Source organism: Paraburkholderia dilworthii, assembly GCF_000472525.1.
GTDB lineage: Bacteria > Pseudomonadota > Gammaproteobacteria > Burkholderiales > Burkholderiaceae > Paraburkholderia > Paraburkholderia dilworthii.
Genome location: NZ_AWZT01000086.1, coordinates 1 through 11,783, shown reverse-complemented (window position 1 = coordinate 11,783; position 11,783 = coordinate 1). Strand labels below are relative to the sequence as shown.

The 11,783-nt window shown below is 58.7% G+C and carries 12 protein-coding genes and 2 pseudogenes; 6 read left to right on the top strand and 8 right to left on the bottom strand.

All coding sequences use genetic code 11. From position 1 onward, the window contains the following. Positions 1-1,520 precede the first annotated feature (1,520 nt). Positions 1,521-2,332, bottom strand: a protein-coding gene (locus F759_RS41760) for an IS5 family transposase (protein WP_152530783.1) whose coding sequence is annotated in 2 segments (ribosomal slippage) — positions 1,521-1,984 and positions 1,984-2,332 — 813 coding nt in all. Because the reading frame shifts where the segments join, the coding sequence is not laid out codon by codon here. A gap of 675 nt (positions 2,333-3,007) precedes the next feature. Next, a complete protein-coding gene (locus F759_RS39550; RefSeq protein ID WP_084534441.1) occupies positions 3,008-4,009 on the bottom strand; it encodes a LysR substrate-binding domain-containing protein in 1,002 nt (333 codons plus the stop codon). Between the two features lie 107 nt (positions 4,010-4,116). Here F759_RS39550 and metC point away from each other — a divergent pair, with 107 nt between their 5' ends. The 6 genes and pseudogenes from metC (at position 4,117) to F759_RS39535 (ending at position 8,653) form a co-directional block, all read left to right on the top strand. Then, the gene (gene metC, locus F759_RS0134145; protein WP_027803749.1) at positions 4,117-5,289 is read left to right on the top strand and encodes a cystathionine beta-lyase; all 1,173 of its coding nucleotides are present in this window, start codon (positions 4,117-4,119) and stop codon (positions 5,287-5,289) included. A gap of 35 nt (positions 5,290-5,324) precedes the next feature. After that, entirely contained in the window at positions 5,325-6,167 is an 843-nt protein-coding gene (locus F759_RS39545; protein WP_244438989.1) for an ABC transporter substrate-binding protein, read from the top strand. Positions 6,168-6,170: 3 nt separating this feature from the next. Then, positions 6,171-6,821 carry an amino acid ABC transporter permease gene (locus tag F759_RS0134135; protein ID WP_027803748.1) on the top strand — a complete coding sequence of 217 codons (651 nt, stop codon included), beginning with the start codon at positions 6,171-6,173 and terminating at the stop codon, positions 6,819-6,821. Then, positions 6,818-7,588 carry an amino acid ABC transporter ATP-binding protein gene (locus tag F759_RS0134130; protein WP_027803747.1) on the top strand — a complete coding sequence of 257 codons (771 nt, stop codon included), beginning with the start codon at positions 6,818-6,820 and terminating at the stop codon, positions 7,586-7,588. The genes F759_RS0134135 and F759_RS0134130 overlap by 4 nt, the downstream gene beginning before the upstream one ends. Positions 7,589-7,610: 22 nt before the next feature. Beyond that, positions 7,611-8,036: pseudogene (locus tag F759_RS39540) on the top strand (porin); the annotation flags it as partial. Positions 8,037-8,224: 188 nt separating this feature from the next. Then, on the top strand, positions 8,225-8,653 hold the full coding sequence (locus F759_RS39535) for a c-type cytochrome (protein ID WP_322787129.1): 429 nt from the start codon (positions 8,225-8,227) through the stop codon (positions 8,651-8,653). On the opposite strand, the gene F759_RS43540 is transcribed toward F759_RS39535, so the two are convergent. The 6 genes and pseudogenes from F759_RS43540 to F759_RS0134100 form a co-directional block, all read right to left on the bottom strand. After that, positions 8,560-8,817 (bottom strand): hypothetical protein, encoded by a 258-nt coding sequence (locus F759_RS43540; protein WP_167334055.1) that lies wholly within the window; start codon positions 8,815-8,817, stop codon positions 8,560-8,562. The genes F759_RS39535 and F759_RS43540 overlap by 94 nt on opposite strands. Next, on the bottom strand, positions 8,699-8,986 hold the full coding sequence (locus F759_RS45090; protein WP_322787130.1) for a DUF6587 family protein: 288 nt from the start codon (positions 8,984-8,986) through the stop codon (positions 8,699-8,701). The genes F759_RS43540 and F759_RS45090 overlap by 119 nt, the downstream gene beginning before the upstream one ends. 35 nt (positions 8,987-9,021) lie before the next feature. Beyond that, the gene (gene feoB, locus F759_RS0134115; protein ID WP_027803745.1) at positions 9,022-10,863 is read right to left on the bottom strand and encodes a ferrous iron transporter B; all 1,842 of its coding nucleotides are present in this window, start codon (positions 10,861-10,863) and stop codon (positions 9,022-9,024) included. Next, a complete protein-coding gene (locus F759_RS0134110) occupies positions 10,860-11,105 on the bottom strand; it encodes a FeoA family protein (RefSeq protein ID WP_027803744.1) in 246 nt (81 codons plus the stop codon). The genes feoB and F759_RS0134110 overlap by 4 nt, the downstream gene beginning before the upstream one ends. Positions 11,106-11,212: 107 nt before the next feature. Beyond that, positions 11,213-11,458: pseudogene (locus tag F759_RS0134105) on the bottom strand (tyrosine-type recombinase/integrase); the annotation flags it as partial. Between the two features lie 54 nt (positions 11,459-11,512). Further along, positions 11,513-11,783: DDE-type integrase/transposase/recombinase (locus tag F759_RS0134100; protein ID WP_036026005.1), on the bottom strand; the 271-nt coding region annotated here is incomplete at its 5' end.

Below are 11,783 nucleotides of genomic sequence, written 5' to 3'. Positions count from 1 at the left end.
AAACGTCGGAGCTGAACGAACGAAGCGCCTTTGCAATCGCGCTCACCTCTGCCGGGACCTTCATTTCATACACTACCTGGCCCTGGCCATCAACGATACAAATCGAGACGGAACGCAGCGACACATCCAGCCCAGTGTAGTAAGTCATCACAGCCTCCTTCGCACAGTTGGTTCTGCGATTTTAGGAGCGTCCGACCACCTTCTTGACCGCCCAATTACCTATGCTCATGGCCGATAGCGCCAGTCCGAGGAGCGTGGCGCCGTGACGACGTTGGAGGTCTCAATGGCAGAATTCCGGCGTTATTGCGAACGAGTACTACCGGCCACTTTCGGTCGTTCCCTAACGTATTCGCAAGGACGTTCGAAGGGCCGCTGCATCACCGAGTCCGGCCATATAGTGCATCGCTCGCGACAGCGAACGCTTGCAGGGCAGAGTTGTGTCGCGCCCACTTGAGCTCTTAAGCAATTTCGCCGCACGCTTAGCGGCTGCAGCCAGTAGAGTCACAATTCACAGAGGGACACGACGACTTAGCATCCTTCGTTGCACGATAATCGACACGCACTTCGAGAATGCTGTCCGCCGACAGGATCGCAACTCGTTGATCTTTACCGACCACGATCGCGGTCGTGCTAAAACGTCGAAGGCCCAGCGCTTCACAGGACTCTATGTCGCCGTTAGCATATTTCATGGATATATAGCGCCCCGACCCCCAGTGACCGTCTTTCATGCTGAGCCCGTCTTCATACCCGGTCTTTCCAACATATGCAAACATGATTGGAACAATGACAAAGGTCGCTAAGCCAAGCTGATTGAGCCGGTAATGACGAAGATTGTGAGGTAGATTTCTTATAAGAACAAAGGAACCATAGCACCATAAAGTTGAGGTATAGACGTCCCCACCCGATAATATCTGCGAGAATGGGAATTAGGCTAAACAGTATCGGCATTAAGAGTGCCGTCAGGAACGGTAGCTTGTTAGACATGCGTCGAGCTGGCAATCCAGATGCGGGAGTGGTGCCTTTGTGATCAGTCAATACAGCAAGCTGCTCTTGCGTAAGTTGCCCAAGCCCAGGTATAAACCACTCGCCAAAATAGACCCTTAAAGTCAACGAAACGATACCCATAAAAAAACCAGCGAGCTTGGCGGGCGGTAACCATAGAATTGCTGTACGAACGTGATCGGAAATGGTCGTCGGAACGTCGCCAAAGGATAAACTTAGGGCGCGGAGAAAGTTATAATCGTAGAAGACGGAAACCGACAAAAGTGTGCCGGTAACGAACGCCGTAGCTTTGGCGTAACTCTCCGCCATCGTTAGAAATCCAACGGAATCTTTCTTGGCACCAGAAGAGTCCCCTAGAGTTTCGCTAGCGCGTTTTCCCATTCGCACGGGCTTTGGTTGATACCTCGCTGCGCCTCCATGGCCACGCTTTCTGCGATCTGTCACGAGAGGACCCTCCCATCAACGCACTTTCGAAGTCTGACGTTTCTCTCGATACGGTGGTTTATATGTTAGAGGCGTTAACAGAATGACTTTTGCAGGTGTCGCCAGCATATGACGCAGCAGGCGATTTTGAGGAAAGCCTCGTGAATGAAAGCGAGGCGCTCGAATCGAATGCGCAGTCGGCGAAAGTTGTGAAGCCACGAAATGGTCCGCTCTACGACCCAACGTGTTTTGCCTAGACCGCTACCATGAGGCTGACCGCGCCGAGCGATTTCGGTTGCAATGCCGGCGGCATGCAGTGGACGTCGATATTTGTCGTGGTCATAGCCCCTGTCGCCCTGAACGACCCGAGGCTTCGATAGTGGTCTGCCACGCTTGCCGCCGATAGGCGGAATAGCCTCGACCAGCGCTTGAAGTTGAGTGACGTCGTTTCGGTTGGCGCCGGTCAGTATCACCGCGAGCGGGATGCCCTGCGCTTCGGTGATGAGGTGGTGCTTCGAACCCGGTCGCGCGCGGTCTGTGGGATTCGGTCCTGTTTGTGACCTGAGCCCACAGCGCGGATTGAAGAGGAATCGACGATGACGCGAGACCAGTCGATTTGGTCCGCTGCGCGCAATCGCGCAAGCAGCACCTGGTGCAACTGCTCCCACACGCCGGCGGCCTGCCAGTCACGCAAACGACGCCAGCAACTCATGCCGCTGCCGCAGCCCATCTCGCGAGGCAGTAGGTCCCAACGCAGGCCCGTCTGTAAGACGAAGAGAATGCCCGTGAGCACCGCGCGATTGTCGAGCGGCTTGCGTCCTGGATAACGGGTTCGCCGTAGCTTGGGAGGGGGCAACAACGGTTCGATGAGTGCCCACAGTTCGTCGTCGAGTATCGGCTTGGCTATGTCCTTTTCGTCGTCGAAACAATGAAAAGGTTAACAGCATTCATCGAGGGTTAACAGCCCCTTCGTTCATTTTGTTAAAGGTTCTTAGTCGCAGATTTGATGAAGGCAACCGTTATGGAACAGCGCGCGTCCATGACGCAGTTGCATCGCAGATGGTGCACGCGCAGCAGATGCTCACGTCCAACAAGTGTAGGACACGCCAGTCTGCGGCGGGAGCGTTCAAGGTTGAATAACCGCATACAAAGTTTAGCGCACGAACAGCTGCCTTAAGATAAGAAAACTTATCTCAATAGCTGCGTTTCGCGGCGTGGTTTTCGCAAACATTGCGACCGTTGGCCCCGGTTGACGCCATGGCGACCGTCAAGCTCGGGCGCAGGTCGAGCGCATCAAGCGGACGCGCGGAGCGTGCTTTATTTTCTGTTTTCTCAAGCGACCCCTACTCGATTTCATCGGACATTCACGGGTTCGCTCGTGCCCGATCAGCCGCCTGCACAGGTGCGTCTGATGACGATCGATAAAGCGAGACACTATGTGTACGCCTTGGACGCCGGCGCGTTAGCGCTCGTTGAGCAAGGCGACTGCATCTTTCAACTTGCGAGTGAGCGGCGCCCGCTCGTTTGATATTTGCAGAAGCCATAAGATCCGTCCCCAACTGGCTGCAAGACGGATTTTCATTTAACCCTGTTTGCTGGCAGCGTTACTGCGCGGAGCTGCTTTGCGATGCGGCCTGGTAACAACCGATACATCCTGCTCCGCTGTCGTGGAAGCGGTTAGCGCCTTATCCAGCGCCTTCTGGTCAAGCCCGAGTTGCATGCGCATTTGACGCAGAAACTGTCTGGCGTTTTCAGCGAGTGGCGTGCCGGGCCTGAAGACGAGAACGCCCGTGAACACTGCTTCAATATCGATCGGCTTGACGACCAGGCCGCGTTCGACGAAATCCAGCGCAACTATCGGATGCGCGATCCCGATTCCTACCCCTGCCAGAGCGAGCTCACAGACCGTATGAGAGTAGGGTGTCTCGATCAGCGGTTTCAACGTGATTCCCAGAGCCGTTAGCTGCGTCTCAAGCCGCAAGCGCGTGCTGTCTTCCGGATTGAGCGCGATAAACGGCGTGTCAACCAACTCGGTCGCCTTGATGGAGGGCCTCGCCGCGAACGGGTGTCGCGCACTCATTACCGCGACACCAGGCATTCTGACAAACGCTGAATGCTCCAGACCAGCCATTGACATCTCATCGGACATGAGGCCGAAATCCACCTGCCCCGCGGACACTTTCTCATGAACCTCCCGGGAGCTCATTACCTGTAGAGAAATCTGCACCTCGCGCGCGGCTGCGTCAAACGCGGCAATGACACGCGGCAGAAAGCCTGTGCCTAGCGCCGGCAGTGACGCGATCGCAAGTCGCCCCAGCCCATACGAGCGAAGACTGCGAATGCGGTGTTCGATCACCTCAAATCCAAGAAAGTACCGGTCGACATCGCGCATCAATGCGATAGCTTCCTGTGTCGGCACGAGCCGGCTGCGCACGCGCTCGAACAGTTTGAAGCCTGCCATCGTTTCCAGACGCCGGATGGCCTGACTGACTGCCGGCTGCGAAATCTCAAGCAGGCCCGCTGCCTTGCTGGTGCTGCCGGCCGTCATAACGGCGCGAAAGACCTCGATATCGCGTATTCCCATATAACACCTGCTTATTGACCTAATTATTTCTGATGTTGAGGCAACGCTGTGTCGAAGTAAACTTCATTTCAACAACTTCGCCTCTCAAGGCTCTTCAAGACAGTGCTATGAAAAACATCAATCAGGATTTTGCCGCTGATCAGCCGTTTCGCAGCCTCTCGCCCGCTGTAATGCGCGCTTCGACCGTGGTGTTCGACTCCCTTGCCGACTTTGCGCGCCGCAAGGAACGTCAGCCAGATGGTTTCAGCTATGGCATCACCGGCACGCCGACCGCTCGGGAACTGGAACGGCGGATCGCCGAACTGGAAGAAGGGGCCCACTGCGTGGTCACGCCGTCGGGTCAGTCGGCGTTGATGACGACCGTGATGGGTTTCGTTCGTGGTGGGGATCACCTGCTGGTGTCGGCAGCATGCTATGGGGCGCTGAGAACGTTCGCACAGAACTGGCTGGCGCGCTTCAACGTTGATGTGGAAGTTTATCCGCCGGCGATCGGTGCGGATATCGAAAGGTATCTCAAGCCGAATACGAAGATGATCTGCATGGAGTCGCCCGGCACGGTGACGATGGAAATGCCTGACATTCCCGCCATTGCCGCAGTAGCAAAGCGCCACGGCGTCCTGACGATGATGGACAACACCTGGGCGAGCCCGCTCGCTTTCCGGCCGCTCAATCACGGTGTCGACTTCAGTGTCGAGGCCGCTACGAAATTGTTTGGCGGTCACTCCGATCTGCTGCTGGGGTCGATCAGCATGAACGATGCGGGCTATTACGCCACACTGCGGGAAACACAAAGTATTCTGGGCCAGCAAACGAGTCCCGACGACTGCTTCCTCGTGCTACGCGGACTGGAAACTTTGCGGGTTCGGTTTGCTGCGCAAAGCCGAACAGCGCTTGAGATTGCGCAGGTGCTCGAACAGCAGCCGCTGGTCGAAAAAGTCCTCTTTCCGGCACTCCCGTCGGATATGGGACACGGCTTGTGGAAGCGGGACTTCACCGGAAACGGATGCCTCTTTTCGTTGATTCTGAGGCCTGCACCAGAGTCTGCGTTCACCGCCTTTTTCGACGCCTTGCAGCACTTTGCCATCGGCGCGAGCTGGGGCGGGGTGCACAGCCTGGCGGCTTACTACCCCGCGCCGTTGCAGGCCGACCGGTTATTCCCGCTGACGGATCAACCCATCATCCGGTTGTCGATCGGACTCGAAGCCCCCGGGGTGCTGCTGCAGGATTTACAGGCTGCGCTTAGCGCCTTCGCGAATGTGGCAAACGGGTCGGACGCGTGAACATCGAACATTCAAACCACCAATTCGAGGGGAGCATGATGAACAGATTCGCAAACGGGGCTCGTCGAGCCCGATTCGCAGGTTGGCTCGTCTTCGGTGTGCTGGCTGGGACGACTGCGCAGGCGCATGCGTCTGATCTGCTTGCGAGCGCGAAATCTGCCGGAGTGCTTCGCGTGGCGAACACGCAGAGCAGTCCGCCGTGGAGCCTGCTCGACAACAGCAACCAGCCTGCTGGCTACGACGTGGAGATGGCGAGAGAGGTTGCGAAGCGGATCGGCGTGGCGGAGGTCGTCTTTGTAGCCGACTCGTTCAAGAACTTCGTCGAGGGACTGAAGTCGGGCAAGTACGATCTTGTGATGAACGACCTGACACCCACGCCCGAACGCGGCAAGCAGGTCGACTTCGGCGTTCCCTACGGCGTGGAAGATTTCCGCATTTTTGTACGGGCGGACAACGCCAACATCAAGGGCCAACCCGATCTGAAAGGCAAGCGTGTCGGCGTCACCACCGGTTCCAGCAACGAGTCATGGGCACGCGCCCATCTTAAGGACTCGGATATCCGAACCTACGACAATGGTGGTCTGGTGTTTAGCGACCTCGGAACTGGTCGGATCGATGCAGTCATCATCTCGCACTTTGGGGGCATGAAGTACGCGAACGTGAATCATCTGCCGGTGAAGGAGGTCGGCGATCCATTGATTTATCAGCTTTCCGCACCGGCACTCGCGAAGAACCAACCGGCGCTTCTCGCAGCAGTGAACAAGGCTATCGACGAGATGATGGCTGACGGCACCATCGATCGCCTCGCGAAGAAATGGGTGGGGCCGAACTACGACATGGTCGGCACGATCGCGAAAGCGAAAGAGCAGAAGGAGTAAGCAATGCTGGAACTGTTCATGCGCTCGCTGCCTTTGCTCAGGAGCGCTGTGTTGATGACCGTTTTTCTGGGGCTGACTTCCTTTGTCCTCGGGTCTACGCTTGGGTTGCTGGTGGCGCTGGCGCGCATTTCCCGGTTTGCGATGTTGCGCACGCTGGCATTCGCCTATGTTTCCGTGTTTCGGGGTACGCCGTTGCTCGTGCAGATCCTTTTGCTGTACTTCGGCCTGCCACGCTACGGCATTGTCCTCGATCCCGTTCCCGCCGCGCTTCTCGCGTTGACGTTGTTCTCCGCCGCGTATCTGAGCGAGAACTTCCGCTCGGGCATTAACGCCGTGGATCGGGGTCAATGGGAAGCGGCAATGTCGCTTGGTATGGGTTACTGGAAAGCGATGTCCCGGGTCATTCTGCCCCAGGGACTGCGCATTTCCGTTCCGCCTGTCGGCAGCCGGATGATCGCGCTGATCAAGGATACTTCACTGGCCTCGACAATCACGGTGGTTGAGTTGACGCGGGTGGCCGATCAGGTTGGCGCGTCCACCTTCCGTTATATGGAGATGTTCCTGATGGTCGGCTTCATCTATTGGGCCATCAACCAGATCCTGACGATCGTGCAGACGATCCTTGAGAACCGTATGTCGAGGCGCTTCCAGTGAATCAACACGTCAACACGATTACCGTACGCGGACTCGTCAAATCATTCGGCGCGAACAAGGTGTTGCAAGGCGTGGACTTCAGCGTCAGGCAGGGGGAAGTCGTCGTCATCATGGGACCGTCAGGTTCAGGCAAAACGACGTTGCTACGTTCGCTGAATTTCCTCGAACTACCGGACGCCGGTGCTATCACGGTGTGCGGCACGCAAGTCGTGCGTGAAGGCGCACCGGAGCTGTCGCGGAAGGATCAGAAGAAGATCAGGGCAATCCGCCAGCGCACTGCGATGGTTTTTCAGTCCTTCAATCTGTTCCCTCATCGGACCGCGCTTGAAAACGTCACCGAGGGGCTGATCAGCGTCAAGCATATCAAGAAGAATGAGGCCGTCGCGCGTGGCATACGACTGCTCGAACGCGTCGGGCTCGCGGCCAAGGCTAACGACTATCCGGCGCGGCTGTCCGGCGGACAGAAACAACGCGTTGCCATCGCGCGCGGACTGGCGATGGAGCCCGAAGTCATTCTGTTCGATGAGCCGACCTCCGCACTCGATCCGGCACTTCGCGAAGACGTACTCGTCGTGATGCGTGAGCTCGCGAGAGAAGGGATGACGATGCTCGTCGTCACCCATGAAGTGCGCTTTGCGCAGGACGTCGCCGACCGTATCGTATTCATGGACGGCGGAGTGGTCGTCGAGGACACGACGCCTGAGGCGTTCTTTGGCGGCACGGGTAGTCCCCGGGTGCGCCAGTTCCTGAATCTCATCGAGCTTTAGCGGCTATTTTCGCGGATGAGCTGGCGTGAGGACCTGGACCAGTTCGTCCGATTCACTGTTCAGCACAGTGGTGAATCAGGGCTATGCCCCAGCTAGGCCCATCCAGATCGCGCGGGCTGGGGCACGCTATACGCTTGGCTCACTGACGCTCGGTTTGTCGTACAGCAACACGCAATACGGGCGCGATACTCTGTCGACGTTCAGCGAGACTGAAAAGTTCAATTCCGGCGCGGTAATGGCCGCGTACCAGTTCACACCGGCCTCCCGCGCTGCGTTCGGCTACAACTATACGAAGTCAGACGGCGCTGCCTCTGCAAGCTATGACCAGTTCAATATCGGTTACGACTACGCCCTGTCAAAGCTTAAGGACCTGTATGCGTTAGCGGGGTATCAGAAGTCCAATGGCTCGACGCTCAACGCCGCCGGACGCGTGATTGTTGCGGCTGCGCTTTGAACGCGAATTTCCGGCGCCATTGTGGGCGCACGACAAGGACGTGGCCCGGCGAGTCGAGGCTGGCGGGAAAGGCGCCGCCCGGTTGGTGCGCTGTTCAGATGCCGGCGATCGCGAAGCGCGACGATATCGGCGCGCAGGCCGAATGCACGGCGAGTCGTGCGCCGAGCAGATCGTCCGGGTGGATGTCCGGCACTGAATTCGTCAACATTGCGGCTTACTACACTCTGCAAACCCGGATGAACAATGGTCAAACCGCAGCGCAGGCACTCGAGTCGATCGCGCGCGCGAGGTCTGATGCGCCAACGCGCGCTGAGGCGCCGGTCATCAGGCGTGTAGCAGAGAAAGTCGAACCAGCGAGTGCCTTGGTGACGCGTTCGGGGGAGGCTATCTACACGTCGACCTGCATTGCGTGTCACGGAAGTGGTGCCGCAGGTGCGCCTAGACTGGGCGATAGGGCTGAATGGGCACCGCGTATCGCGCAAGGCAATGCGGTCCTTCTGCAGCATGCACTGCAAGGTTATAAGGTGATGCCGCCGAGAGGCACCTGTTCGAGCTGCTCGGATGCGGAAATCAAGGCTGCCGTCAAATTCTTTGCAGTGAAATCGAGGTAATCTGCGCGCGGCAGGCGGCCTGCCCGGTCGATGGTGCGCGCGGCATCAGTGCCGCATGCCAGCGTCGCTCGAATTCTGCCGTGGTCGAAACTCCAGGGGGCGCTCTCCAGCGCCTCCTTGGGGCGTCCGCGATGTGCTGCAGCTACCGCACGTACCGCATCCATCGCCACAGTTCCCAGTCGCCTGGCTCGGCCGCAGCCAGCGGCCGAGAGCGCGCACCGGTCGCCCTTCACCGGATTGCAGCAGCGTGGCTGCGACCGCTGCCTGCCACCGGGTGGTCAGCTGGGGAGCGAGTTTGCGGAAAGTGTAGAGCGCACTGAGCGCGACCAACACTGCAACGACCGTGTACTGAACGTCGAGACTCAGGCTCACGTCAACCACCTCGCTATCTGGTAGGTGAGCAACGACGCAGCATAGGCGACAACGAACATGTAGCCAAATGAAATGGCCACATTACGCCATGAGCGCGTTTCGCGACGAATGACCGCCAGCGTCGACATGCACTGTGGTGCAAACGCGAACCACACGAGCAGCGACAGCGCGCTGGCAAGAGAAAAGTTGGCGGCGAGTGCGTGGCCCAGGCCAACGGTATCGGCATCTCCGCCGACTGCGTAAACCGTGGCGAGCGCGGCAACCGCCGTTTCGCGCGCGGCGAAGGCGGGGATCAACGACAGGCTGATCTGCCAGTTGAATCCCAGCGGCGCGAAGATGTACTGCAGGCCGCGGCCGATATAGCCGGCGAATGTGTAGTCGATCGCAGGACCGGTGGCACCCGCAGGTGGTGACGGAAAAGTCGAAATAAACCACATCAGCACGGTCAGCGCCAGGATCACGCCGGTCAGCCGCTTCAGAAAGATGCTGCCACGCTCCCACAACCCGATGCCGATATCTCGCGCTTTAGGCAGGCGGTAGGAGGGCAGTTCCATGAGCAGCGCATGCTCGCCGTGATCGCGGCGCAGGCGCTTGAGCACCCAGCCCACCGCCATTGCGCCGACAATGCCCGCGATGTACAGCGCGAACAGCACGAGCCCCTGCAGATTGAAAACACCGAGGACACGATGGGTCGGAATGAACGCACCGATCAGAAGCGCGTAAACGGGCAGGCGGGCCGAACAGGTCATCAATGGGGCAACGAGTATGGTCGCCAGACGATCGCGCGGATCGTTGATGCTGCGCGTGCCCATGATGCCAGGAATCGCGCAGGCAAAGCTGGACAGGAGCGGGATAAATGAGCGCCCGGTGAGTCCCACTGAAACCATCATGCGATCGAGCAGGAACGCCGCGCGGGGCAGATAGCCCGACTCTTCCAGAATCAGGATGAACAGGAACAGCACGAGAATTTGCGGCAGAAAACCGAGCACGGTGCCCAGACCGCCAAGCAGACCGTCGGTGACAAGACTGCGCAACGGACCGTCGGGTAACCACGCTCCAGCTATCGTGCCAAGCCACGTGAAGCCGTCGCCGATGGCATCGGTCATCGGCTTGCCTACCGAGTAGACCGCCTGAAAGACGAGAAACATGACCAGCGCCAGGATGGCGAGACCAAAGACGGGATGCAATGCCCAGCGGTCGATTGCGTCGTCGCGCGCATCGGTTGCACGCGGCATCGTCACCGTGGCAGAGAGGAGGGTGCGCACCTCTGCGTGCAAGTCGCCATCATGCCGTTGGATATCGGCCGCGGCGGCTCGCGTCATCGAGGTCTGCGCATCGATGAGGTCGATCAACGGCCGTGCGCCGCCGCGCTGGATGGCAATTGTCTGCACGATCCGCACACCAAGCCGGCGTTCGAGTTCGGGAACATCGATCTCTATACCGCGCCGGGCCGCTGCGTCCATCATGTTCAGTGCCAGTACGACTGGACGTCCCAACCGTTTGACCTCGAGCACGAAGCGCAGATGCAAACGCAGATTGGTCGCGTCTGCCACGCACACAATCAGATCCGGAATCGCTTCGCCCGGATATTGGCCCAGTAGCACATCACGGGTGACACGTTCATCAGGGCTCGTCGATTCAAAACTGTACGCACCTGGTAGATCGAGCAACTGGACGTGTCGTCCCGACGGCGCGGTGAAGCGCCCCTCCTTACGCTCGACGGTGACGCCAGCGTAGTTGGCGACTTTCTGTCGACCGCCGGTCAACTGGTTGAAGAGCGCGGTCTTGCCGCAGTTTGGATTGCCGACAAGAGCGACGCGCAAATTGCTGGAACTCATGAACGGTCTGCCTCGCGCACATTGACCCGATTAGCTTCAGCGCGACGCAAGGCGAAGCGGGTCGAGCCGATCTGAATCAGGATCGGGTCCGCACCCCACGGACCCGCGGCCACGACGCGTACCGGCTCGCCAGGCACGAAACCGAGATCGCGTAGACGCTGTGCGATCGCATCGGCATCGTGGACGTCCTGAACGCTCTCGACGAGCGCGGCGGCACCTTTGGGGAGTTCGGACAAGCGCATGTGGCTTACACTTTTGAAATGAGAAACGTTCTCATTATAGGGGTCGCTTGAGAAAACGGAAAATAAAGCACGTTTAGCTGGCGACGCCCTGTCGGAAAGGGTGTGGGCTACGGCGCGGCGAACGCCTCATCCATCTGCCGGGAGCGTTTAGCCTCGTCGCTTAGCAGGTAGATCGAGGTCGTTGCGATAGAGGCGTGGCGCAGGTTGTCTCGCACGGTCGTCAGCTCCGCGCCGCGAGCGAGCGCGTGGGTGGCGTGGGTATGGCGCGTCCAGTGGGGGCTGGCGCGACGCAACTTTTCAGCCAGCACGGGATGATCGGTGCCGATGACATCAGCGGCCAGGCGGAAAAAGCGGTTTTGTCGCGGTAAGGCGATTTGGGCCAATGACAGCGAGATGATGAGGATTGCTTACATCGCCAGCGAGTGGAATTGCCGAGCGGCCGATGGCTCGAGCTTGCCTGCGTCTTTCATCTGCCCCTTGGCGATCATATGCATGAGTTCAATGCCGCTCAACAAGATGCGGGCACAACGAAAATCCTTGAATCCCAACATGGGTCGGGTACGGCGTTTGATCGCCCGATGGTCTTGTTCGACGATATTGTTGAGGTACTTGGCCTGGCGGAACTTGATGGGCGTTTCGCGCTCTGCGTTGATCGCGTGCAGTCCGGCCAGGTTGGCA